Origin of the sequence: Pseudoramibacter faecis (genome assembly GCF_036289405.1) — a bacterium.
GTDB lineage: Bacteria > Bacillota > Clostridia > Eubacteriales > Eubacteriaceae > Pseudoramibacter > Pseudoramibacter faecis.
Window position 1 is genome coordinate 67,221 of sequence record NZ_JAYFFI010000006.1, and the last position, 23,854, is coordinate 91,074.

19 protein-coding genes are annotated in these 23,854 nt (G+C 55.7%); 6 read left to right on the top strand and 13 right to left on the bottom strand.

Annotation, left to right across the window (positions count from 1 at the left end):
• Nucleotides 1-153 precede the first annotated feature (153 nt).
• Nucleotides 154-336, bottom strand: coding sequence for a hypothetical protein (locus tag V3C63_RS06255; RefSeq protein ID WP_329886941.1), 183 nt, complete (start codon nt 334-336; stop codon nt 154-156).
• Here V3C63_RS06255 and V3C63_RS06260 point away from each other — a divergent pair.
• Both V3C63_RS06260 and V3C63_RS06265 read left to right on the top strand, forming a co-directional pair.
• On the top strand, nt 315-713 hold the full coding sequence (locus tag V3C63_RS06260; RefSeq protein WP_329886942.1) for a sugar-binding domain-containing protein: 399 nt from the start codon (nt 315-317) through the stop codon (nt 711-713). The genes V3C63_RS06255 and V3C63_RS06260 overlap by 22 nt on opposite strands.
• Nucleotides 714-1,397: 684 nt before the next feature.
• The gene (locus tag V3C63_RS06265; protein WP_329886943.1) at nt 1,398-1,553 is read left to right on the top strand and encodes a hypothetical protein; all 156 of its coding nucleotides are present in this window, start codon (nt 1,398-1,400) and stop codon (nt 1,551-1,553) included.
• 297 nt (nt 1,554-1,850) lie between these two features.
• Here V3C63_RS06265 and V3C63_RS06270 read toward each other — a convergent pair whose 3' ends face one another.
• The 6 genes from V3C63_RS06270 to V3C63_RS06295 all read right to left on the bottom strand — a co-directional run bounded on the left by V3C63_RS06270 (nt 1,851) and on the right by V3C63_RS06295 (nt 11,609).
• Nucleotides 1,851-3,305 (bottom strand): aminoacyl-histidine dipeptidase, encoded by a 1,455-nt coding sequence (locus V3C63_RS06270; RefSeq protein WP_329886944.1) that lies wholly within the window; start codon nt 3,303-3,305, stop codon nt 1,851-1,853.
• 29 nt (nt 3,306-3,334) lie between these two features.
• Nucleotides 3,335-3,697, bottom strand: a complete 363-nt coding sequence (locus V3C63_RS06275) for a PqqD family protein (RefSeq protein ID WP_329886945.1) — start codon at nt 3,695-3,697, stop codon at nt 3,335-3,337.
• 65 nt (nt 3,698-3,762) lie between these two features.
• On the bottom strand, nt 3,763-5,643 hold the full coding sequence (locus V3C63_RS06280) for an OPT family oligopeptide transporter (RefSeq protein ID WP_329886946.1): 1,881 nt from the start codon (nt 5,641-5,643) through the stop codon (nt 3,763-3,765).
• A 328-nt stretch (nt 5,644-5,971) separates the two neighbouring features.
• Complete coding sequence (locus tag V3C63_RS06285) at nt 5,972-7,897, bottom strand: NAD(+) synthase (protein ID WP_329886947.1); 1,926 nt, start codon at nt 7,895-7,897, stop codon at nt 5,972-5,974.
• Between the two features lie 437 nt (nt 7,898-8,334).
• Nucleotides 8,335-9,939: a CTP synthase gene (locus V3C63_RS06290; RefSeq protein WP_329886948.1), complete on the bottom strand. Its 1,605-nt coding sequence runs from the start codon at nt 9,937-9,939 to the stop codon at nt 8,335-8,337.
• A 158-nt stretch (nt 9,940-10,097) separates the two neighbouring features.
• Complete coding sequence (locus tag V3C63_RS06295) at nt 10,098-11,609, bottom strand: FGGY-family carbohydrate kinase (protein ID WP_329886949.1); 1,512 nt, start codon at nt 11,607-11,609, stop codon at nt 10,098-10,100.
• A 187-nt stretch (nt 11,610-11,796) separates the two neighbouring features.
• Between V3C63_RS06295 and V3C63_RS06300 the strand changes: the two genes are divergently transcribed.
• The 4 genes from V3C63_RS06300 to V3C63_RS06315 all read left to right on the top strand — a co-directional run bounded on the left by V3C63_RS06300 (nt 11,797) and on the right by V3C63_RS06315 (nt 17,418).
• On the top strand, nt 11,797-12,561 hold the full coding sequence (locus V3C63_RS06300) for an exodeoxyribonuclease III (RefSeq protein WP_329886950.1): 765 nt from the start codon (nt 11,797-11,799) through the stop codon (nt 12,559-12,561).
• A gap of 270 nt (nt 12,562-12,831) precedes the next feature.
• Nucleotides 12,832-14,007 (top strand): 1-deoxy-D-xylulose-5-phosphate reductoisomerase, encoded by a 1,176-nt coding sequence (locus V3C63_RS06305; RefSeq protein ID WP_329886951.1) that lies wholly within the window; start codon nt 12,832-12,834, stop codon nt 14,005-14,007.
• Nucleotides 13,937-15,853 (top strand): 1-deoxy-D-xylulose-5-phosphate synthase, encoded by a 1,917-nt coding sequence (dxs, locus tag V3C63_RS06310; protein ID WP_329886952.1) that lies wholly within the window; start codon nt 13,937-13,939, stop codon nt 15,851-15,853. The genes V3C63_RS06305 and dxs overlap by 71 nt, the downstream gene beginning before the upstream one ends.
• Nucleotides 15,854-16,089: 236 nt before the next feature.
• On the top strand, nt 16,090-17,418 hold the full coding sequence (locus V3C63_RS06315; protein ID WP_329886953.1) for a replication-associated recombination protein A: 1,329 nt from the start codon (nt 16,090-16,092) through the stop codon (nt 17,416-17,418).
• A gap of 60 nt (nt 17,419-17,478) precedes the next feature.
• Here V3C63_RS06315 and trpS read toward each other — a convergent pair whose 3' ends face one another.
• The 6 genes from trpS to ptsP all read right to left on the bottom strand — a co-directional run bounded on the left by trpS (nt 17,479) and on the right by ptsP (nt 23,844).
• A complete protein-coding gene (trpS, locus tag V3C63_RS06320; RefSeq protein WP_329886954.1) occupies nt 17,479-18,528 on the bottom strand; it encodes a tryptophan--tRNA ligase in 1,050 nt (349 codons plus the stop codon).
• Nucleotides 18,529-18,664: 136 nt separating this feature from the next.
• Complete coding sequence (gene fusA, locus V3C63_RS06325; protein WP_329886955.1) at nt 18,665-20,779, bottom strand: elongation factor G; 2,115 nt, start codon at nt 20,777-20,779, stop codon at nt 18,665-18,667.
• A 222-nt stretch (nt 20,780-21,001) separates the two neighbouring features.
• Entirely contained in the window at nt 21,002-21,385 is a 384-nt protein-coding gene (locus V3C63_RS06330) for a DUF948 domain-containing protein (protein ID WP_329886956.1), read from the bottom strand.
• Nucleotides 21,382-21,762, bottom strand: coding sequence for a YtxH domain-containing protein (locus V3C63_RS06335; RefSeq protein ID WP_329886957.1), 381 nt, complete (start codon nt 21,760-21,762; stop codon nt 21,382-21,384). Before V3C63_RS06335 ends, V3C63_RS06330 begins: the two co-directional genes overlap by 4 nt.
• 47 nt (nt 21,763-21,809) lie before the next feature.
• The gene (locus tag V3C63_RS06340) at nt 21,810-22,076 is read right to left on the bottom strand and encodes an HPr family phosphocarrier protein (protein WP_329886958.1); all 267 of its coding nucleotides are present in this window, start codon (nt 22,074-22,076) and stop codon (nt 21,810-21,812) included.
• A gap of 31 nt (nt 22,077-22,107) precedes the next feature.
• Nucleotides 22,108-23,844, bottom strand: coding sequence for a phosphoenolpyruvate--protein phosphotransferase (gene ptsP, locus V3C63_RS06345; protein ID WP_329886959.1), 1,737 nt, complete (start codon nt 23,842-23,844; stop codon nt 22,108-22,110).
• Nucleotides 23,845-23,854 lie beyond the last annotated feature (10 nt).

A 23,854-nucleotide genomic window follows, 5' to 3' on the forward strand; every position in this document is an offset into this window, starting at 1 on the left:
AACGCCGGCGGGCATCGTTCTTTTCTTTAATTATAAGCATATCGTTTTCATTTTTCAATGAAAATTTTTCTGTCCGGCCATTCCATGGTGCCCGCGCACCTTCTTAGCCTGCGCACACAAAAAAACAGGCATCTTTCGATACCTGCCGCTCGCTTACGCGAACACCACCATTAAATCCTCCCCCGTGCGAACCGCCGGCGCCACGCCGCCAACGAGCCCCGCGGCAACACCATCGCGGCCGCCCCGTCCGAAAATTTCGGCGGCCATCGCCTGCTCATGCACGCCCCGGCCATGGCCTCCCGCTCCGAGGCCAAGTGCGAGCTGATGAAGGAGCAAAGCATCCGGCGGGTGCTCAAAAAGCCGTCCGGCTCGGCGTCGCCCTAACGTCCATCAACCTGCCGGACAGCCGCTCAACCATCATCCGCACCGGCTATTTCACCGGCGAAATGATCGCCGAACTGCAGGCTGCCGGGGTCTGCGGCGATATCTGCATGCATTTCTTCGACGAACGGGGATCCTGCGCCCCCTTTCCCATTAATGAAAAGGTCTTCGGCGTCGACCTCGAAGCCCTGCGCAGCACGCCCTATGCCATCGGCGTGTGCTGCAGCCCGGAAAAGGCCCGCGCCATCCGCGGCGCCCTTCGCGGCGGGTATGTGAATATGCTCATCACCGATCTGGCCACAGCCCGAGCTCTGGCCGAACTTGCGCCCTGATTTGCTAATGCCTCAGATGATCAACAAAGCTTAAAAATATAAAATCTCGGATTTTGTCGGCAGTCTGAGCGTCGATTTGATTCAACTTTTAATCCATGCCGATAGTATTTTATTATTTTTTAATTGACTTCGATTTCACATGGTTGTATAATTTAATTAAGATATCCTAATAAGTTAGCTATAAAAGGAACTTCTAAAATGACAATTTGCAAAAAATATTTCTGTACTACTACTATTAAATCCAGATACTTATTTAAATCCGTCATCTCAAAATCCGGATATCGCCGTTAGTGAATATTCTGAGGCTGTTTCATCAGCGCCTTCGCTTCTGGAAAAATCAAAAGCAAGCGCTATTGTTCGTCGAACGAGCGCGACCCATTCGATGAAAATCAAAGGAATAACCACTTTACAATACCGTTTGGAAACCGGCTACCGTGTGAAAAATAACAGGATACGTTCTGTTGTTTATACGAATGCTCATGTCGTAAAAAATCTTAATCCGCTCGTTCAAACAAACCCTACCAGCAAATCCGGTTACATCAGCGGCAACAAAGTTTATTCGAGAGCTTCCTACTTCTATAAAATCGGCCCTATAAAAGGACTTTCTGTTCAGGTGGGGACAATGTACGGCCGAATGACCAGTTACCCTAATGAAAACTCGACTTCTCATTTTTGGAGAGCAAAATGAATTGGAACAAATTCTTTAAAATAATCGGTATTTGCATCCTGTCACTGCTTGCCGTCATGCTTGTCCTTGCCATTATCGGCTTTATTAATTACCAAAATGTTCCTATCGCATCGCCGGCGACTTCCGCTCGAGCAATAAAAATCCTGTGTTAATAATTTGTCCTCAAAAAACTGACTCATAATAGATGAATCAGGGCTGACGAACGGATGCTTCCCTGTCCTTTACAGGAGGAGCATCCGTTTTTGTTTTTTTATGGATCCCTTCGTTGTTATAATCATATACAACCATCGCCCTTGGAAACACCGTAAGTAGATCCAAATGCCTTTTGGTTCTCATGATTGAATATTTAGCCAAAGTCATCGATCAACTGCCGCTATCGCCACAAATAACCAGGTAAAACGGCTCAGCGCCGGCTGTCTACTGACAGCCGGCGCTTTTCGTTGCCGTTTTTATTTGGCTTCGATGATTTTAACAATAAAATCGTACATCCGTTTGGTCGACGAGATGGAAAGCCGTTCCTGGGGCGTGTGGATATCCAAAATATTGGGCCCCATGGAAATCGCGTCCAGATTCGCAATCTTGCCGGCCAAAAGCCCGCACTCCACGCCGGCGTGAATGGCTTCAATCACGAGCTCTTTGCCGAACATATCGCGGTAGATCCGCGCCATTTTATCCCGCAGCACGGAGTTCTCCACCCATTCCCAGGCCGGGTATTCCCCGCTCATCTGCACCCGGGCGCCAAAGGCCTCGGCGATCCAGCGCACCTTGGCGGCCAGCGCCTGATAGGCCGTGCCCACCGAGCTGCGAAGCGCCGCCCGCATCAAAAGCCCGTTGCCGTCCAGCGTGGCCACGCCCCAGTTGAGCGAGGTCTCCACCAGGCCCGCCACGTTGTCGCTCATACGCTGCACTCCGGCCGGCAATGCCGCCATCAGGGTGAGCGCGCGCCGCGTCGCCGCGGCACTCAGCACATCGGCCTCCGGCGAGACCCCGGCGACAGGCCGTCCGTTCGTCACAGCGATGGTCAGTTTCGGATCCGCCACGTGGACTTCCGCCGCAATCGCCGCTTCCGATTGCCGTACCGCGCCGGCAAAAACCTGCCGATTCTCGACAGCCACCAGGGCTGCGCCCTCTCGGGAAATAGCGTTGTCCTTGCTGCCGTTTGTCATCGCCAAAAGCCGCAGCCCAGTTTGCTCGGCCGCTTCCCGCAGCACCCGGCCTAATATTGCGACCGAGCTCGCCCGGCCCTTGTTGATCTCCGTGCCGGAGTGCCCGCCTGTCAGGCCCGTCACCTGCAGGGTTACCCGCTCCCAGGGCGAGCCCGCCCGCTCGGCCGGAAGACGCACTTTGGCCGATCCGCCGCCGGCACAGCCCGCGAGCACCACGCCCTCATTCTCCGAATCCATATTGAGCAGCAGGTGCCCCTTGAGCGGGGAGCAGTCGATGGCGTGGGCACCGTCCATGCCCACCTCCTCGGCCACGGTGCAGACAAATTCCAGCCGGGGATGGGAAAGCGTTTCGTCGTCGAGCAGCGCCAGGGCATAGGCCACGGCCACGCCGTCATCCCCGCCGAGGGTCGTGCCCTTCGCCGAGATATAATCCCCGTCCACCACGAGATCCAGCCCTTCCCGGCTCATGTCCTTGGTGCAGCCCGGCGCCGTTTCACAAACCATGTCCATATGGCCCTGCAGAATAATGGGCGCCTCGCTTTCATAGCCTTCGCTGGCCTCCTTGATAATGATCACGTTATAAATCGCGTCCTGATGGACTTCCAGGTCGCGCGCCTTCGCAAAGCGGACCAGATAATCGCTGACGGCCTTCTCCTGATGGGAAGGTCTGGGAATCTGGGTCAGCTCTTCGAAAAAGCGAAAGACATTTTTCGGTTCAAGATTTTCTAAAACACGCATGGAATCCCTTCTTTCTGATTCTTGCCGCCTCAGGCTTTTAATTTGTTCACATAGACCACGTAATGATTGTCGTGGAGCGTTTTAATATAGCGGCACAGCCGTTCGTAAAGCGGCTCTGCCGCCTCGCCGAAACGCTCCTTCACCATCTGCCCGATTTCAAAAATCGAGCGCTCGCCGTCCATCGCCCGCCACACAAAGCTTCCGAAATCGTCGAGCTCGATATGGCTGACCTTCGGCCGCTTAAACACCACCTGGGCGATTTTATTAAAAAAGCCCTTGTTCTGCACGGCGATCTCGATATGACCGCCGGCGTTCACCGCAGCGGGAAACAATTGGTTGGGCCTCGGCACGTAGTCGAGATAATTTTCTTTTGATTGGTTTTTATGGCTCATCGCAAGTCACCTTTCCACCGACCGCAAGAAAAGCCTGCCGAAGCAGGCCTTCACCGCGGCCTTCATCAGGCTGCGTGCTTGCGGTTGATAAAATGCAAAAACACGGCGCACAGCGCGGCGAAGCACACCACGCCGCCGATGCGCCCGATGCTAAAGGGCACCTGCAGGTTGATATTGGCCACCGCGAACACGGCGAGCAAAATCCCCACGAGCCCTTCCCCGGCGATCATCCCCGAGGCAAAGAGGGTGCCGTTTTCCACCTGTTCCTTGCGGTTTTCGTCGGAAACCTTGCGGCGCTGGTCCACAAAGAGACGAATGAGCCCGCCCACCATGATCGGCGTGCTCAAATAAATCGGCAGGTAAAGCCCCACGGCGAAGGGCAGCACCGGCACGCCGAGAATCTCGACGACCACCGCCAGAAAAACGCCGACAAACACCAGCGACCACGGCAGATTGCCGTGCATCACGCCCTCGACAACCATCTTCATCATGCCGGCCTGGGGCGCAGGCAGCTGCTCGGTGCCGTAGCCCCACGCCGAGTTGAGCAGGTAGAGCACACCGCCGATGGCCACCGCCGAAGCGCAGACGCCGATGATCTCGCCGATCTGCTGTTTGTAGGGCGTCGCGCCGACGATATAGCCCGTCTTCAAGTCCTGGGATGTGTCGCCGGCAATGGCCGCCGCGATACAAATGACCGAGCCGATGGCAATGGCCGCCACCATCCCTTTATTGCCGATATTGCCCGTCGCCCGGAGAATGATCGTCGCGATGAGCATCGTCGCGATGGTCATCCCCGACACCGGGTTGTTGGAGCTGCCGACGATGCCGACCATCCGGGCCGAAACCGTCACGAAGAAAAAGCCGAAAATGATAATCATGATGGCGCCGAGCAGATTCACCGGCACATCCGGGAAGAGCCAAAGCGCAATGGCGACGACCGCGATACCGATGAGCACCACCTTCATCGGCAGGTCCTTGGTCGTTCGGGTCACTTCATCCGCCATGCCCCTGCCGTATTGCTTGAAGGCCTTGGCAAAGGTCCGAACGATCAGCGGCAGCGATTTGGTCAGGCTCATAATCCCGCCGGCCGCCACGGCGCCGGCTCCAATGTATTTGATGTAAGACCCCCAGATATCGGAGGTGCCCAGCTTGGCCATCGCCTGAGATGCCGGGAAAAGCGCGTGGGGATTGGCCACGCCGAACATGTAGATCAGCGGCATCAGCACAAACCAAGATACCGCGCCGCCGGCCATCATATAGGACGAAATCTTCGGCCCGCAGATATAGCCCACGCCGAGCAGCGAAGGCAGCACGTCCATGCCGATGCCCGCGCCCTTGTAGCTGTTAAAATCGTAGGTCACTTCGCTCGGGAAAACCTTGAGCCCGTCGGTGATGAATTTATACGCCGCAGAAATCCCCAGACCGATAAAAACGAGGCTGGCCTTGGAGCCGCCTTCCTCCCCGGCGATGAGCACCTCGGAGCAGGCCATCCCTTCCGGATAGGGCAGGGTGCCGTGTTCCTGCACGATCAGCGCATCCCGCAGCGGCACCATAAACAACACCCCCAGAATCCCGCCGAGCAGGGCGATGAGGGAAATGGTCACGATCGACGGCAGTTGTGTCGCGCCTTCCTCCGCCCACATAAAAAGCGCCGGCAGGGTGAAAATGGCCCCGGCCGCCAGGGATTCCCCGGCCGATCCGATGGTCTGCACCATATTGTTTTCCAAAATGGAATCCCGCCGCATGATGATGCGGATGATCCCCATGGAGATCACGGCGGCCGGAATCGACGCCGAGATGGTCAAGCCCACGCGAAGCCCCAGGTATGCATTGGACGCGCCGAAGATCACGGCCAGCGCGATCCCGATAATCACCGATGTCACGGTGATCTCCGGTTTGACCTGATCGGCCGGCACAAAGGGTTTAAATGTCTCTTGTTTACTCATAAAACAAACGATCCTCCTTTGATTATTGCACGATGACCCGCGCCGCAGACCCCTGCCCGCCATCGCGTCATCATAAAAAATATAATATGAAAACATTATACCTTAAAATAAAATTAATTGCAATCAATATGAATTAAATTTCATCCATTTCCGTCGATGCAGAAGCTTTCAGTTTTCGGTGAACTTTTCATCCGGCAAAGCTTCATTCCCGTGTCTTCCTTCTTCTTTCATCACGGCCCGGCCCATTGTGCCCGCCTCCTAAAGGCAATAAAAAAAGCCCGGAGTCCCGGGCCTCATCGTCTTTGCCGTCGGTTTCTCACCGCCGCGTTTAAAGGGCTTCCACCTCCGCTATCCAAAGGCTCGCCTTGGCATCGGAGGGCATGCGCCAGTCGCCCCGGGGCGAAAGCGCGACCGTTCCGACCTTCGGGCCGTCGGGCAGACAGGAGCGCTTGAACTGTTGCGCAAAAAATCGCCGATAAAAATGGCGCAGCCATTTGCGAATCACCGCCGCATCGTAGGTTCCGGCAAAAGCGGCCCGGGCCAGCCGATCCACCTTTTTGGGCGAAAAGCCGTTGCGCACCACGTGATAGAGGAAAAAGTCATGCAGCGCATAAGGGCCGACCAAATCCTCGGTCTTCTGGGCGATCTTGCCGGCGGCGTCCGGCGGCAAAAGCTCGGGCGACACCGGCGTGTCCAGCACGTCCATTAAAATCTGCCGAATCCCCGCAAAACGGGCTTGATCGGCCACGGTGGCCACCAGATAGCGCACCAGGGTTTTGGGGACGCCGGCGTTCACCCCGTACATCGACATGTGATCGCCGCTGTAGGTCGCCCAGCCCAAAGCCAGCTCCGACAAATCGCCGGTGCCCACCACGATGCCCCCGACCTGATTGGCCAGATCCATCAGAATCTGGGTGCGCTCCCGGGCCTGGGCGTTCTCGTAGGTCACATCGTGCACGGCCAGGTCGTGACCGATATCCGCCAGATGTTCGGCCGCCGCCCGGCTGATGCCGATTTCGTGGAAGGTCGCCCCCAAACCGCGAATCAGGGCGACGGCGTTGTCATAGGTGCGATCGGTGGTCCCGAAGCCGGGCATGGTCACCGCGTGAATCGCGCTGTGGGGCAGACCCAGCCGGTCGCAGGCCTCTGCGCAGACCAAAAGCGCCAGGGTGGAATCGAGCCCGCCCGAAATCCCCAGCACCATCGGGCAATCCCCAATGTGATGGATCCGGCTCATCAGCCCCACCGACTGGATGGCGAAAATTTCCTCACAGCGCGCGGTTCGTTTGGCCGGGTCCGCCGGCACAAAGGGCGCCGGATTCACCGGGCGCCGCCAGTCCTTCGCCTCCTGACAGCAAAAGGCCACCCGCCGATAGGGCTTCGCCGGGCCCGCATCGGCAAAACTCGACTGGGTCTGGCGGTCGTGCACCAGCGCCTCGACGTCCACATCGGCAACGATCAGCCGGCCTTCCCGCACAAAGCGCTCCGACTGCGCCAGCACGCGGCCCTTCTCAACGATCAGTCCTTCCCCGCCAAACACAAGATCTGTCGTCGATTCGCCGATCCCGCAGGAGGCATAAAGATAGGCCGCATTACACCGCGCCGACTGCTGCACCACCAGATCCTTCCGGTATTCGCTCTTCCCGGTCAGCTCATTGCTGGCCGAGGGATTGAGCACCAGCGTCGCCCCCGCCGCGGCCAGCTCCCCGGAGGGCGGTGCCGGCGCCCAAAGATCCTCACAAATTTCAAGGCCGACCGCGACCGACGCGTCGTCCTGATCCACAAAGAGCAAATCCGTTCCAATCGGAAAGGTCTGCCCCGCATGGGTGACCCAGTTTTCCTGCAGCTGCCGCGAAGCCGCAAACCAGCGCTTTTCATAAAACTCGTGGGTATTGGGGATATAGGTTTTGGGCACTGCGCCGAGAATCCGCCCGCGATTCATGGCCACGCCACAATTATAAAGCGCCGAGCCCACGGGAATCGGCGCGCCGACCACCACGAGCACCTTCGCCGCCTGGCTCCACTCAGCCAATGCTGCCAGCCCGGCCTCTCCCCCCGCGAGCAAGGCAGATTGGGCGAACAGATCCCCGCAGGTGTAGCCGGTCACCGCCAGCTCCGGAAAGAGCAAAATCCCGACGCCTGCCGCCGCCGCTTTTTCTCCCAATGCCATCATCGCCGCCGTGTTGGCCGCCGGATCCGCCACCCGGATTTCCGGAATGGCCAATGCCGTTCTGACCATGCCATAAGCTTTCATATACGCCTCCGTTTCGTTCATGCCATATCTTGTGTCAAGCTCTTTTTCTTGAAAAATGCCTTAAATTTCTTTCCACTTTATGCACATTTATCCACAAATCCGGATACAACTATCCTTCATTTTTTTGCACAATTATTTTTGTTGAAAAACAGCGATTTTTCGGATATTCGCCGATTTTATCCACATTTTCAACAGTTATCCAGCGCTTTATCCACAAATAGCCTGATTTTACACCGGGATATTTGCCCGCGCAACCAAAGTTATCCACATTTTCACAAGTTATCTACATCTTGTGTCAAGCCTTTTTTTGTAACAAACTTGTGACAAAATGCTGATTTATCTGTCAGATTTTGTAATAAATAAAGCCTCATCCACAAGCAAACAGGCCGCCGCAAAACGCAGCGGCCTGCCAGCCCTCGATTCTGATGAATCATCGCTTATCTGATTTTCAACGCCGCCGCAATGAGTTTATCAAACAGCGGGTGCGGTCGATTGGGACGGGATTTAAATTCCGGATGGGCCTGGGTCGCAATGAAATACGGATGATCTCTCAGTTCGACCATTTCAACCAGCACGCCGTCCGGGGATAAGCCGGAGAATACCAGTCCCGCCGCTTCCAGCTGGGGAATGTATTCATCGTTCACTTCATAGCGATGGCGATGCCGCTCTTCAATATGGGGCTGCCCATAAACCCTGCGGGCTAGCGTGCCTTCCTTCAAATCGCAAGGATAGGCCCCCAGCCGCATGGTGCCGCCCATATTCTGGTTTTTCTTTTGTTCTTCCATCAGCGAAATCACCGGATAGGGGGTGGCTTCGTCCAGCTCGATGGAGTTGGCGCCCGTAAGGCCTGCCACATCGCGCGCAAATTCGATCACCGATAATTGCAGGCCGAGGCAAAGCCCTAAAAACGGAAGCTTGTTTTCTCGGGCGTAGCGAATCGCTTCAATCTTGCCCTCAATGCCGCGATTGCCAAAACCGCCGGGCACGATCACCGTCTCCTGATCGCCGAGAATGCGGTCGACATTTTCCCGGTTGAGGTCCTCGGAGTGCACCCATTTGATGGTCACTTCCACGTTGTTAGCAATGCCCGCATGGCGCAGGGCTTCCGCAACCGAAAGATAGGCATCGTGAAGCTCCACATATTTGCCGACGATAGCCACGGACATCCTGTTTTCAAGATTTTTGGCCTGACTGACCAGCGCCCGCCATTCGTCCAACTGGGGTTTGCGTTCCGGCATCTTCAGTTTTTTCACCACGAGCTCCGCCAGCCCTTCCTTTTCGAGCATCAGCGGCACTTCATAAAGCTCCGGTGCGTCGAGATTGCTGACGACGGCATTTTTATCCACATTGCAGAAGAGACTGATTTTGTCCTTCATGCTCTCTTCCACTTCGTGTTCGCTGCGCAGCACGATGATATCGGGCTGAATCCCGATGGACCGCAGCTCCTTAACAGAATGCTGCGTCGGCTTGGTTTTCAACTCGCCGGACATCCGCAGATAGGGCAGGAGCGTCACGTGAATGTAAAGGGTGTTTTCGATGCCGAGATCCCCCCGGCACTGACGAATGGCCTCGAGAAAGGGCTGGCTTTCGATATCGCCGACCGTCCCGCCGATTTCCGTGATCACCACATCGGGGCTGAGGTCGCTGTCCGCTACCTTCTGCACGCTCTCTTTGATTTCGTTGGTGATGTGAGGAATAACCTGCACGGTTCCGCCCAGGTAATCGCCGTGGCGTTCCTTGTTAATGACGTTCCAATACACCTTCCCGGTGGTCACATTGCTGTATTGCCCGAGGCTTTCGTCGATGAAACGCTCATAGTGTCCGAGGTCCAAATCGGTTTCGGCACCATCGTCCGTCACAAAGACTTCTCCATGCTGATACGGACTCATGGTGCCGGGATCATAATTGATGTAGGGATCGAATTTCTGGATCGAAACCTTGAACCCGCGCATTTTGAGCAGCCGTCCCAAGGACGCCGCCGTGATGCCCTTGCCCAAAGATGAAACCACGCCGCCCGTAACGAAAATATACTTTGTTTTCATGATGCCTCCGCTTAAAAATAAAAAAGTCACTGCAAAAATTGGGTTTTTTTTTTGCAGTGACACTTCATAACCAAATGATCGGCGCTTTTAATAAGCCCAATTCTATTGTAACGATTTTTCAGAAAAGTGCAAGCGAAACTTTTATGCCGCGCACCGGCTCAGACGCGTTTCATCTGACGCATCATCCGCTCGCGTTCCTGCCATAGATCCCCAAAGGACTGTCTTAAATTGCGGTAGAGCATAAAGCCGCTTTGATAAACGGGTTTGGGGCGCGGCTGATACTGATGGGCTACGCCGCAGCAGTGCTTCACCGCGTCTTCGCAATTCTGATAAATCCCGAGACCGATACCGCAGGCCATCGCTGCGCCTTTAGCGGCAAACGCACTGCCGGATGCCACCGCGACCGGCGCATCCATCACATCAGCGATCATTCGGGGCAATAACCCGCCGGCCGCCGCTCCGTCGGAAAGGTGGATCTGTTTGACGGATCGGGCATCCATGCTGATGTCCCGCAGGGCATATGCCACCGATTCATAAACGGCCCGGAGCATTTCCTGTTTGGTCGTGCTCTCTGTCATGCCAAAGAAGCAGCCCGTCGCGTTTTTCGGCGCCCGGATCACCCGCTCCCGCCGCGTCGACAGGTAGGGCAGAAAAACCACGCCGCCGCTGCCCGACGCGGCCTGTTCCACCAATTGATCGGCCAAAGCGTAATCCACCGATCCGGTCAGTTCTTTCAAAGCCCACTCGATGTTCGCGGCGATATCCAGCGTCGCCATCAGCTCAAGGGCGCGGTCATCGTGCACATGGCAAAGGAAATGCCGCCAATAACGCGTCGGATCGCAGGTCTCCCGTTCGTAAACCGTCATGGCCGCCGGCGCCTTTCCCAAAATCACGGCCATTTCGCCGCGATCGACCGCGCCAACTCCCAGTGCCGCCGAAACCATGTCCATCGCCCCGACGGCAACGGGAATCCCCGCCGTAAGACCCATTTGATCCGCGGCATCTTCACCGAGACGCCCGGCAATCACCGTGGCGTCCAGCACTCCCGGCAGTTTTTCAACCGTGTCCCGCAGTTCGAGCACCGTCAGCATCTGACTGGGGATCCGCCCGGTGGGAAAGCGCAAAAACGCCGCCACCCCATCGGAGAAATCCGTCACCATGCGTCCGGTCATGCAATAACGCAGCCAATCCTTGGCCATCAGCACCACTTTAATCCTACGGTATTGATCCAGACGGTTTTTGCGCAGCCAGCGCAAAATCATAAGCGGACTTCCAGCGTTCACCGGGCAGCCAAGATTGCGGTGGATGAGTTTGCCCATACCCGGCGTTTTCTCCCGCACATAGGCTGCTTCCTCCCGAGCACGGCCGTCGATCCCTAAAATGGCGTTACCTACAGGCTTGCCATCGTGCCCGACGGCCCAAAGCCCCTCCGGCGACCCCGTCAGACCAATGCCGACAATATCCTCCGACCGGACCGGGCCCTCCGCCATCAGCGCATAAACCGCAGCAGCCGCCTTTTCCCAAAAGGCCAGCATGTTAAGCTCCCGGCACTCACCCTTCACGATGACATCATTTTCCATCAGCACCTTGTTGATCTCCTCGCCCCGAAGATCAAACAAAACGGCCTTGATTTGGGTATTTCCTCCGTCTAAAGCAATAATATATTTCATGATGCTGCCCGGCGATGATCGCGCCGGCCTCCTCGTCTCATTTTTGATGCGCCCACCTTGTCCGGTGCCGCGCCTTAATGGGTTTTAGTATAGCAGAAGCCTGTAAAAAAATCCACAGATTCAGCCGCTTTACAAGGCTTTTCCCTTCCTTTATAATGGGCCTAACAATGAAAGCGAAGGTAACACAATGAAACTCTATTCCTGGAACGTCAACGGCATTCGCGCCGCCGAAAAAAAAGGCTTTGTCGACTGGCTGCAACGCGAGCAGCCGGACGTCCTCGGCATTCAGGAGCTGAAGGCCGAACCGGATCAGCTCTCCGACGCCCTTAAAGACGTCGAGGGCTACCGCGTCTTCTTCAATCCGGCCGAGCGCAAAGGCTACAGCGGCACAGCGGTCTATTACAAACGCGAACCCAAACGCATCCTCACCGGTCTCTCCGATAAACACTTCAACCACGAGGGGCGCACCATCATCCTCGAGTATCCGGCCTTCACCCTTTACAATATCTATTTTCCCAACGGTTCCCAAAGCGACGAACGCCTGCAGTTCAAAATGGATTTTTACGACTGCTTCTGGCGCGATGTGGACGAGCGGGTCTCCCGGGGTGAAAAAGTCATCATCTGCGGCGACGTGAACACCGCCCACCGGGAAATCGATCTGAAAAATCCCAAATCCAACGCCAAGCGCTCGGGCTTCCTCCCCATCGAACGGGAATGGATGGATCGCTTTTTCGCCGGCGGTTATATTGACACCTATCGTTATTTTTATCCCGAACAGGTGACCTACTCCTGGTGGAGTTATCGCTTTAACGCCCGCAAGAACAACGCCGGTTGGCGCATCGACTATTTTTTTGCCTCCGACAACGCAAAGGATCTGCTGACAGATTCCGCCATCCACACCGATGTGACGGGCTCGGATCACTGCCCGATTTCCTTAACGCTGAACCTCTGACGCCCCGCCGCGCCGGCCGGCATTCTCTTTGCCGGCCGGCGCTTTTTTATTTGAGGTATTGCATCGCGGCGCCTGCCGAAACCCCGGCATAACTGCATTTTTCAAGAAGCGGTTGAATATGATATAATAACTACAGCCCGCGAACGCGAAAATTCTTTAAATGCCGACGCGGGGCAGAAGACTGAAAGAGGCTACAGGCGATCGCCGCGCTCAGAAGCCGGCGGATCGCCGAAGCCGTCGAATCAAAGATAAAGGAGTGATGACGGTTTGATGCGAAGACTATCCGTGCTCGGATCCACGGGCTCAATCGGAACGCAGACCTTGGATGTTGTCCGCCAACATCCCGAGCTTTTCCGCGTGGAGGCGCTCGGCTGCGGATCCAATATTGACCTGATCGAAAGACAGGCGCGTGAATTTGCGCCGCGCCTTGTCGCTGTGTACCAAAAAGACCAGGCCGCCATTTTAAAGACGCGTCTGCAAGATACCGGCATTTGCGTCGTCGCCGGCATGGCGGGGTTGATCGCCCTCGCCCAGCTGCCCCAGGCAGACATTGTGGTAACGGCGATCGTCGGCATGATCGGCCTTCGGCCGACGGTGGCGGCCATCGAGGCCGGCAAGGACATTGCCCTCGCCAACAAAGAAACCTGTGTAACGGCGGGGCACGTGATCATGCCCCTCGCCGAGCAGCACTGCGTGAAAATCCTTCCGGTCGACTCGGAGCATTCCGCGATCTTTCAGGCCCTTCAGGGAAAAGCGGACTCCAAAATCCACAAAATCTACCTGACGGCCTCGGGCGGTCCCTTCCGTGGTCAAACCCGGCGCGAGCTTGCCCGGGTGACCGTCAGAGATGCCCTCGCCCACCCCACCTGGTCCATGGGACCGAAGATCACCATCGACTCGGCCACGATGGTCAACAAAGGACTCGAGGTGATCGAGGCGAAATGGCTGTTCAACGTGGATGTCGACCGCATTCAAGTGGTCATTCAACCTCAAAGCGTCATCCACTCGATGGTGGCCTATGAAGATGGATCGATTCTTGCGCAGCTCGGAAGCTCGGATATGCGCATTCCCATCCAGTTCGCTCTCACCTGGCCGAACCATCTCCCTTCACCCGCGGCGCCCCTTGATTTTGAGACGCTCACCAAGCTTGACTTCGCAATTCCGGACAACGACACTTTCCGGGGGATCCCCTTCGCCGTTCGGGCGATTCGCACGGGGGGATCCATGCCTTGTGCGCTGAATGCTGCCAATGAATGGGCGAATGCGGCCTTCCGGAAAGGCCGGATCCGCTTTCTGGAGATCTATGACGTGATTGAACAGGTCATGGACCGGCACCGTATCGTGCCTGAGCCGACCGTCGAGGAAATAGTGAACATTGAAAACGAAATTAAACGATACTGCGAAGCCACATTCGCAGGAAAAGCCGCTGCTCAAGCGAATCTGTAAAAACGGCGATATCCGTAACATCCCGCCGGAGGCACTCGGGGATCTGGCGGCCGAAATCCGCCGCTTCTTGATCGAAAAGGTCAGTGCCCACGGCGGCCATCTTTCCTCCAATCTCGGGGTGGTGGAGCTGACGATGGCGCTGCACCTTGTCTTTGATTTTGCAAAAGACCGAATCGTTTGGGATGTGGGCCACCAGGCCTATGTCCATAAAATTCTGACCGGCCGGAAAGATACTTTTGACACCCTGCGCGAGTACGGCGGACTGAGCGGTTTTCCGAAAAAAAAGGAAAGCCCGACCGATTGCTTCGACACGGGCCACGGGGGCAACAGCGTTTCGGCAGGACTCGGCATGGCCTGTGCCCGCGATCTGGCCGGAGAAAATTACGCCGTCGTATCGGTTATCGGGGACGGCTCCTCGACTGGCGGTATGTTTTATGAGGCCCTCAACTGCGCCGGACGCCTGAAAAGCAATTTCATCATCATTTTAAACGACAACGAAATGTCGATCTCCCGAAACCTCAGCGGCCTGGCCTGCTATCTGAGCTCCCTGCGCACTGCCACTTCCTATAACGATCTGAAAAATCAGATCAAAAAGAACTTGGCCCGCCTTCCTAGAGTCGGAGAGCCAATGACCGCCGGGATCGGCAACATGAAGGAAGGCATCAAGAAACTGATCCTCCCGGAGATGATGTTTGAAAACCTCGGCGTTACCTATCTGGGGCCGGTCGACGGCCACAATATCCATCAGTTGGTGCACACATTGCAGGATGCTCGCCGCCTGAACAAAAGCGTGATCATCCACACTGTCACCCAAAAAGGGCGCGGCTACGCTCTGGCCGAGCGCCATCCAGATCGGTTTCATGGTATTGCGCCCTTTGATATTCGAACCGGGAAGCCGAAGCAGGCAAAAAGTGCGCCCAGCTGGACCGATGTCTTCGCGAATGCGCTGATAAAAGAGGCCGAGACCTGCCAAAAACTTACGGCTATCACGGCGGCCATGACCGACGGCACCGGCCTGAAGACTTTCGGGCGCCGCTTCTCCGAACGCTTTTTCGATGTGGGCATCGCGGAGGAGCACGCGGTGACCTTTGCGGCGGGGCTCGCCGCCGCAGGACGCATCCCGATCGTCGCAATTTATTCGACTTTTCTTCAGCGGGCTTACGACCAGATCCTCGAAGACGTCTGCCTTCAGAAGCTTCACGTGGTCTTCGCCATCGACCGGGCCGGCATCGTCGGGCAGGACGGCGAGACCCACCAAGGCATTTTTGACGTCGGTTTTCTTTCCGAAATGCCCAATATGACCGTGATCGCGCCGAAAAACGCCCCGGAACTTGAAGCGGCGCTGCATTACGCGATTCACGCGTGCAACGGCCCGGTCGCAATCCGCTACGGGCGGGGGCCCGCATCCCAGGTCTTTGCCGACCGAAGCCTTCCCTTTACCGGGCAGCGCTCGGAGCCGCTGCTCGCGGGGAAAGACGCGACCCTTCTGGCCGTCGGTCACATGAACGCCGTCGGGGCAGAGGCCGTGCGGCTGCTCGCCCAGACGTACGGCATTGCCTGCGGCCTGGCGAACGTGCGCTTTTTAAAGCCGATGGATGAGGAGATGCTCAAAGCCTGCGCGAAGATCGGCCCGGTGATCACCCTGGAAGACAACATACGGGCGGGTGGCTTCGGTGAGCGGGCAGCGGCCTGGCTTACCGAAAATGTCCCGGGGGCCACCATCAAAATTCTCGCCATTGAAGATCGGTTTGTCGAGCACGGCGCTCCCGACACCCTGCTTCGGGAGTTGGCGCTGGATCCCCCGGCGGTGGCGAAAAGAATCGCTGCCTTCCTGGGCGTGTCCTGAAAATGGGCCGGCGTCGTGCCGTCTTTTTCGCAGCTTCGGGGAACGACCACTTCTAAATGACCGCTAAGCGGTCATTTTTTTCGTTTTCCGAACCGATTTATTTTAATTTAAAGAAAGCTCATCGATCGCTAATTTTTTCAAATTTTTATTCAACCGCCCTTTCTTTTGGGATACACTATGGATATCATCATTTTGCGGACATTTATTATTTTATTAATTCAAAAAAAGGAAAAGTTATGTTTAAACCGCATCAGGAATCGTTGTTCCCGCATTCGATCCACGAGCCTTTGGCCAGCCGCATCCGCCCGCAAACCGTCGACGCCATTGTCGGCCAGGAGCATCTACTCGGCGAGGGCAAAGCCCTGCGCCGCCTCATCGACCGCGACGACATCCCCTCGATGATTCTCTGGGGGCCGCCCGGCGTCGGCAAGACCACCCTGGCTCAGGTTATCGCCCGGCAGACCTCGGCTGCCTTCGTTGCCTTCAGCGCCGTGAACAGCGGCATCAAAGACATCAAGAAGATCATGGGCGACGCTCGGACCCACGCCGCTTTCGGCCGGCGCACCCTGGTCTTCATCGACGAAATCCACCGTTTCAACAAAGCCCAGCAGGATGCCTTTCTGCCCTATGTCGAGGACGGCAGCATTGTGCTCATCGGCGCCACGACAGAAAATCCCTCCTTCGAGGTCAATGCGGCGCTGCTCTCCCGCTGCCGGGTTTTCTTGCTCAAGCCGCTGACGCCAGAGGCCATCGTCACCCTGCTGACCCGCGCCCTGGCCGAAGGCTTTGACACGCCCCTCACCGCCGATGCCGGAATCCTGCGCGCCATCGGCGCCTTTGCCGACGGCGACGCCCGCACGGCGCTCAATACCCTCGAGATGCTCGTCGACAACAGCCCGGTCACCGACGGCCGGCTTGCAGCAGACAAAGCCCTGCTCGCCCAGCTGTTAGGCCGCAAGACCCTCCGCTATGACAAGGACGGCGAAGAACATTACAACCTGATTTCCGCCCTGCACAAATCCATGCGCAACAGCGACGCCGACGCGGCGATTTACTGGCTCACCCGCATGCTCGAGGGCGGCGAAGACCCGCTTTATATCGCCCGCCGCCTGATCCGCTTTGCCAGCGAGGACATCGGCCTGGCCGATACCGGCGCCCTCAACCTGACCGTTAACGTCTTCCAAGCCTGTCAGTTTATCGGCATGCCAGAGTGCAACGTCCACCTCACCGAGGCTGTGATTTATCTCGCCCTGGCGCCCAAATCCAACGCGGTCTATAAAGCGACGTTAAACGTTGCCCAGGATGTGAAGACCACAATGAATGCCCCCGTGCCCATGGCCATCCGCAACGGCACCACCAAGTTGATGCGCGAGCTGGGCTACGGCCGCGGCTATCAGCTCGCTCACCATTTCGAGGATAAGCTCACCGCCATGCAGACCTTCCCGGATGAACTCATCGGCCACGAATATTATTTTCCCACCGAAGAGGGGCGGGAGGGCTCGTTTAAAAATCGCCTGGCCCAAATCAAGGCGTGGCACCGCGAACACGACAACCAAGAAGAATAACCGGCAATAAAAAAAAAGCTGAGTCTCAAACTCAGCTTTTTTAACGGTCACTTTTTTTGCTCAGCGCTTCGGCGTCACCAGGCCCACCTTGCGGCGCACCTTTGAGAGGGTCCTTCCCGCGATGCGCGCTGCCTGATCGGCCCCAGCGACCATCACCGATTCGAGATAGCCCTTGTCTTCCATCAATCGGCCAAATTCCGCCTGGATCGGGCGCAGGGTTTCGGCCACGGCCTCGCCGACGGTCGTTTTGAAATCGCCGTAGCCTTTGCCGGCAAATTCCCGCTCGATGGCGGCCATATTCCGATCGGTGGCACAGCCGTAAATTTCCATCAAATTGGCAATGCCCGGCTTGTTTTCCCGGTCGTGGCGCACCTCCGTTTCCGAATCGGTCACGGCGCGCTTGAATTTTTTCACAATGGTCTTCGGGTCGTCGATCATCGAGATAAAGCCGTTGGGATTATCATCGGACTTGCTCATCTTCGCCGCGGGATCCTGCAGGCTCATGACTCGTGCCCCGGCGGTCCCGAACCAGGGCTCCGGCATTTTAAAGGCAGGGCTGTAGGTCTGGTTGAAGCGGCCGGCAATGTCTCTGGCCAGCTCGACATGCTGTTTCTGATCGCTGCCCACCGGCACCAGGTCCGTCTGGTAGAGCAGGATGTCCGCCGCCATCAGCACCGGATAATCGAAGAGCCCGACGCGGATATTGCTGCCTTGGCTTTGCTGCTTTTGGGATTTGGCCTTGTATTGGGTCATTCGGGAAAGCTCGCCCATATAACTGTTGCAGTTGAGAATCCAGGCCAACTCCGAATGGGCCGGCACCTGAGACTGCACATAAAGAATGGATTTTGCCGGATCGATGCCGATGGCCATCAAAAGGGCCAGGCATTCGTAGGTGCGCCGCCGCAGATCCGCCGGCACCTGGAACACCGTCATCGCGTGCAGATCGGCCAGAGCGAACAGACAGTCGTTTTGATCCTGCAGCGTCACCCAGTTTTTCATGGCGCCGAAATAATTGCCGATGGTGAACATCCCCGACGGCTGAATGGCGGAGTAAATAATTTTTTTGTCTTTTGCCGCAGTCGCTGCGGCTTGTTGTGATGCTTCTGACATATGTTTCCCCTTATGCTTCATTTTTCCCATTATACCCGTTTGTGCCGCGTTTGGCAAAACTTAGCGCGCTCATACATAAAAAACGGCCGTGCCGCCGGGCACCGCCGTTTAAAACCGCTTTGGCCATCATCCGCCATTATTTTTTCTTTTTGTAATCCTTGTCTTTCAACGCTTTGCCATCGTCGCCGTTTGCCGCCGCGATCACTTTTTCGGCCACCGTCGCCGGCGCTTCTTCATAGCGAGCGAAGCTCATTTCAAAGGAGCCCCGGGCCTGGGTCATCGAGCGCAGCTCCGTAGCGTATTTGGCCAGCTCCGAAAGCGGCGCTTCCGCGGTAATGATCTGTCTGCCATTATCCGCCGGTTCCATCCCGAGGATGCGGCCGCGTTTTTTATTCAGATCGCCCATCACATCGCCCATATAGACTTCTGGGATGCTGATGCGCAAACTGTAAATCGGCTCAAGCAAAATCGGATCCGCTTCTTTGAGCCCCTTCTTAAACGCCAGCGCCGCCGCCATTTTAAAGGACATTTCGTCGGAGTCCACCGCGTGATAGGACCCGTCGTAAAGGGTGGCCTGCACCCCGGTCACCGGGTAGCCGGCGAGCACGCCGCTGGCCATGCAGTCCGCCAGCCCCTTTTCGACCGCAGGGATAAAATTGCGCGGCACCGAACCTCCGACCACCTTGTCCACAAAGCGGAAATCGTCGTTGGCATCCGGCAGGGGATCAAATTTCACAAAGACATGCCCGTATTGACCGCTGCCCCCGGATTGTTTTTTGTGTTTGCCCTCCGCGTCGGCCGATTTGCGGATGGTTTCGCGGTAGGGCACCTTCATCGGTTCAAGGGTAACGTCCACATCGAATTTTTGTTTTAGGCGATGGCTGACTATTTCCAGCTGCATTTCTCCCAGACCGGAGATAATGGTCTGTTTGGTTTCAGGATTGCGCGTGACACTAATCGTCGGGTCTTCTTCGATAAGTTTGTGGAGGCCGGTGGAGAGCTTGTCGATATTGCTCTTGTTCGTGGCTTCAATCGCCATGGAAATGACCGGTTTCGGGAAATCGATCGGCGGATATACGATGGGATTGGATGCATCGCACAGGGTGTCCCCGGTGGAGACGTCGTTCAATTTGCTGAACGCGCCGATATCCCCTGCGATCAGATTGTCTACTTCAATCTGCTTGTTGCCCCGCAACACGTAAATATGGTTCGTCTTTTCGCGGGTGTCTTTGTTGGCGTTGACCACCTCAGCGCCGCTTTCGAGGACGCCGCTCATCACTTTAAAGATCGACAGCTTGCCCACAAAGGGGTCCACCACGGTTTTAAATACCTGAGCCGAAAACGGCACCGACGCTTCACACTTGTGGACAATCTCTCGAGAATCCCGCGGATCTGTGCCCACCATGCCTTCTCCGTCGTCCGGTGCGGGCAGATAGTCGATAATCATGTTCTCAACAGTTTCCACCCCGATGTTCTGCACCGCGGAGGTGCACATCACCGGGATCAGATCGCCGGCGAGCACCCCGGTGCGCAGCCCATAGTGAATTTCTTCGGTGGTCAGTTCTTCGCCGTCAAAATACTTTTCCATTAAATCTTCGGATGTCTGAGCCACACTTTCCATGATCATTTCGCGATAAGGCGCCAGGGTATTTTTCAGATCCTCCGGCACTTCGGCGTCAAAGCAACGGTTGTCCTTGCGTTCGCGGCCGTTCATGTCGACAACGTTGACAATCCCGTGCATTTCTTCCCCTTCGCCCCAAGGCTGGATAAAAGGCACTACCTTGTTGCCAAAAGCTTCCTTTAATTGATCCATTACCTTGCTGATCTTGGCGTTTTCCCGGTCCATCTTGTTCACGACAAAAAAGGCTGGCACATCAATCTGCTTGAGCATGTCAATGGCTTTCTCGGTGCCGACTTGCACCCCGGCCAGCGCATCCACCACGACGATGATGGCGTCAACAGCGCGCAGGGCCGCCGCCGCTTCTCCGACAAAGTCAAAATAGCCCGGTGAGTCGATCAAATTGATCTTGTGACCGCCGTATTCTACCGGAATAATCGTCGAAGAAATGGAAAACATTCTGCGTTTTTCCTCTTCGTCAAAATCGGATAAAGTATTGCCCTCGTCGATTCTGCCCATTCGGTCGATGGCGCCGGCATTGAATGCCATCGCTTCGATCAGTGAGGTCTTCCCGGAGCCGCCATGGCCTAAAAGCAAAACGTTTCTGACATTGCTTGTCGGATAAGTCTTCATGCAATTTCCCCCTTGCTGGTCAACTTTCTAGTATTACGTTATCATTGTACCTAATATTGTCATTGTTTTCAACATGTAATTCCTGAAAAATGTAAAGGGCATCATCTCCTGGATCGCCCCTTTTTCCGTCCGATTAAATTTCTCATTTTTCGCCGATATGCACGACTTCCCATAAAAAAGACACCGGCGTTCGCCGGTGCCTTCCAATGCATCCCGTTTTTATTAAGCTTGTTTTTGCCGCGCCGCCGCGCGTTCTGCACGGCGAGTTGCCTTTTCAAGTTTCTTTTCGCGTTTATTAGCCTTGCGTTCGCCACTGGCATTAAGCCGCCCGAGAATGCTGACGAACTTGCCGACATTGGCCGACAAAGGTTCAATCACACCGTTTTTAACCGTATCAACCGAGGTCTTGGCATCTTCCATCACGGAATCCACATTCGTGACAATATGGGTCACCTGCTCTTCATTGTCCTCCAGCAGGCGGTTGACCTTCTTGAGCGTTTCGGCCAGATTCTTAAACACCCTCACCAGATGAACTGTGCCGTAAATCACTGCAATGGCGATGATGATCAGCGCCAGCTCCCACCAATGCATACTGATATGGATCATGCCGGTTCCCCGTCATCTTCTGCTTCAGCTTCCGGCATTTCTTCGTCTTCAGCTTTGATCGCTTCCAGCTCGTCATTGAGCTCGTCGATGCTGGCCGAAACATCGTCCTGAATTTCCTCGATCTTGTCTTCAATCTGAGCCTTGTATTGGTTGACGCGATCTGTCAAGGTATCCGCCGCATCCTGAATCTGCCCCTTCAGGCTCTCAGTATATTCCAGCGCCTGATCGTGCACATCGCCAAAAGTCCCACGAATATGTTCCTGCAGGTTTTCTCTGATTTCTTCTCCCGATGCCGGCGCCAGAAGCAGAGCCGCCGCCGCGCCGATCATTGCCCCGGCGAAAAGTCCGCCGATAAAATAACCTTCTTTATTTGCCATGTCATTCCTCTCTTAAATCTATAACATATCTATTGTATTTTTAATTATTACGCTTCGCCAAAACCGTCTTCTATCATCGCCACCAAGGCTGCCAGGGCTTCGTCCTCATCGTCGCCGTCGGCTTCGATGATCACCTGATCGCCCTGAGCAATGCCACCGGACATAATGCCCATGATGCTTTTGGCATTAATCCGGGTGTCCCCGCTGATCACATCAATATCCGAGGAAAATCCGCCGGCCGCCGAGACGAAAAGAGACGCAGCTCTCGCATGTAATCCTGTTTTGTTGATAATCGTGATTTGTTTTCGTTTCATCGGCACAACTCCTCCCTGATTTTGCCAGCGTTTATAAAATCTGAATGCCCAGTGCCGCCATCTTGGCTTCGACCATCGCCCGGATTTCATCGCCGGTTTCTATGGTCAGTGCTTCATCGGCAATGGCCTTGGCCTCCTCAAAGCTAACCGAACGCACAATTTTCTTCACCTGGGGAATGGACGAAGCGCTCATCGAGAATTCGTCGAGGCCCAACCCCAGAAGAATCAATGTCGCGCTGGGATCTCCGGCCATTTCGCCACACATCCCCGTAAATTTATCCGGCAGCTTATGAGACGCCTCGATCACGTTTTTCACCAGGCGCAAAATCGCCGGATGCAGCGGATCGTAAAGATAAGACACCGTCTGGTTCATCCGGTCCACCGCCAATGTGTACTGGCAGAGATCGTTGGTGCCGATGGAAAAGAAATCCACTTCCTTCGCGATGATGTCCGCCGTCAGCGCTGCCGAAGGAATTTCCACCATGATCCCGATTTCGAGATCGCGATCGTAGGCTATGCCTTCGCGGTCGAGCTCGGCCATACAGGCCTTCACCAGCGCCTTGGCCCGACGCACTTCCGACACGTTGCCGATCATCGGGAACATCACCCGGGTCTTGCCGAAGGCCGAAGCCCGGAGAATCGCCCGCAGTTGCGTGCGGAAAAGATCTTCCTTTGCAAAACAAAGTCGGACCGCCCGCAGGCCGAGGAAGGGATTCATTTCTTCTTCCAGCGGCAGATAAGGCAGTTTTTTGTCGCCGCCGATATCCAGGGTTCGGATGATCACCCCTTCACGATTCCTAAAATCTTCCACCACGGTTTTATAGGCCGCAAATTGTTTTTCTTCACTGGGCATGGTATCTGCGTCCATATAAAGAAATTCGCTGCGGTAAAGACCGACACCCATGCCGCCGTTGTGGTTGACGCCCTCGACATCTTTGGGATTGCCGATGTTCCCGCTCAAAATCACTTCATGCCCGTCGGTGGTCACCGCCTTTTGATCCTTCAGCTGGGCAAGTTCCACCATATAAACTTCGTAGGCCTTTTGCTTATCCCGATACATGGCAAGCTCGCCTGCCGTCGGATTGACGACAATCACACCGGCACTGCCGTCTACAATCACCGTGTCGCCATCCTGAGCCGTGGCCGTGATGTCCCCCAGGCCGAGAATCGCTGGGATTTCAAGCCCGCGAGCCATGATCGCCGAGTGGGAGGTGCGGCTGCCGATATCGGTGGCGAACCCTTTCACATGGGCTTTATCCATGATCGCCGTATCCGAAGGCGCCAGATCCTCAGCGATGATGATCGTATCCTCCGAAAGATTGGAGATATCCATGATGTCGATGCCCATCAAGTTGTGCAGTACCCGGTTTCCCACATCGCGGATATCGGCTGCACGCCCCTTGAAATAAGGATCGTCCATCGCATCAAACATGGCATAAAACTGATCGACAATCTGCTGAGTGATGGCCTCCGCGTTTCGCTGTTCACTTTCGATGCTCGTTTTAATCGCGCCGACAAATTCCGGATCGTCCAGGAACATGGCGTGAGCTTCAAAAATCGCCGCTTCCTCTTCACCCAGTTCCCAAGCTGTTTTTGCCTGCAATGCGCTCAGCTGTTCCCGGCTTTGCGCCACGGCTTCATCGAAACGGGCACATTCTGCAACCACATCATCGATTTGCCTGCGCACGATATCCAATTCTTTTTTGACATAAACAATCGCCTTGGCAATGGCGATCCCCGGCGAGGCATTAATCCCTTTTTTAATCATATTCTGCTCC

Excerpts from the sequence above, each read along its gene's own strand:
- V3C63_RS06280 (WP_329886946.1), bottom strand. The coding sequence starts at position 5,643 with ATGAGTAAACAAGAGACATTTAAACCCTTTGTGCCGGCCGATCAGGTC.
- V3C63_RS06315 (WP_329886953.1), top strand. The coding sequence starts at position 16,090 with ATGTTTAAACCGCATCAGGAATCGTTGTTCCCGCATTCGATCCACGAG.
- V3C63_RS06265 (WP_329886943.1), top strand. The coding sequence starts at position 1,398 with ATGAATTGGAACAAATTCTTTAAAATAATCGGTATTTGCATCCTGTCA.
- ptsP (WP_329886959.1), bottom strand. The coding sequence starts at position 23,844 with ATGATTAAAAAAGGGATTAATGCCTCGCCGGGGATCGCCATTGCCAAG.
- V3C63_RS06295 (WP_329886949.1), bottom strand. The coding sequence starts at position 11,609 with ATGAAATATATTATTGCTTTAGACGGAGGAAATACCCAAATCAAGGCC.
- trpS (WP_329886954.1), bottom strand. The coding sequence starts at position 18,528 with ATGTCAGAAGCATCACAACAAGCCGCAGCGACTGCGGCAAAAGACAAA.
- V3C63_RS06335 (WP_329886957.1), bottom strand. The coding sequence starts at position 21,762 with ATGGCAAATAAAGAAGGTTATTTTATCGGCGGACTTTTCGCCGGGGCA.
- V3C63_RS06275 (WP_329886945.1), bottom strand. The coding sequence starts at position 3,697 with ATGAGCCATAAAAACCAATCAAAAGAAAATTATCTCGACTACGTGCCG.
- V3C63_RS06270 (WP_329886944.1), bottom strand. The coding sequence starts at position 3,305 with ATGCGTGTTTTAGAAAATCTTGAACCGAAAAATGTCTTTCGCTTTTTC.
- fusA (WP_329886955.1), bottom strand. The coding sequence starts at position 20,779 with ATGAAGACTTATCCGACAAGCAATGTCAGAAACGTTTTGCTTTTAGGC.
- V3C63_RS06285 (WP_329886947.1), bottom strand. The coding sequence starts at position 7,897 with ATGAAAGCTTATGGCATGGTCAGAACGGCATTGGCCATTCCGGAAATC.
- V3C63_RS06340 (WP_329886958.1), bottom strand. The coding sequence starts at position 22,076 with ATGAAACGAAAACAAATCACGATTATCAACAAAACAGGATTACATGCG.
- V3C63_RS06330 (WP_329886956.1), bottom strand. The coding sequence starts at position 21,385 with ATGATCCATATCAGTATGCATTGGTGGGAGCTGGCGCTGATCATCATC.
- V3C63_RS06290 (WP_329886948.1), bottom strand. The coding sequence starts at position 9,939 with ATGAAAACAAAGTATATTTTCGTTACGGGCGGCGTGGTTTCATCTTTG.
- V3C63_RS06300 (WP_329886950.1), top strand. The coding sequence starts at position 11,797 with ATGAAACTCTATTCCTGGAACGTCAACGGCATTCGCGCCGCCGAAAAA.
- V3C63_RS06305 (WP_329886951.1), top strand. The coding sequence starts at position 12,832 with ATGCGAAGACTATCCGTGCTCGGATCCACGGGCTCAATCGGAACGCAG.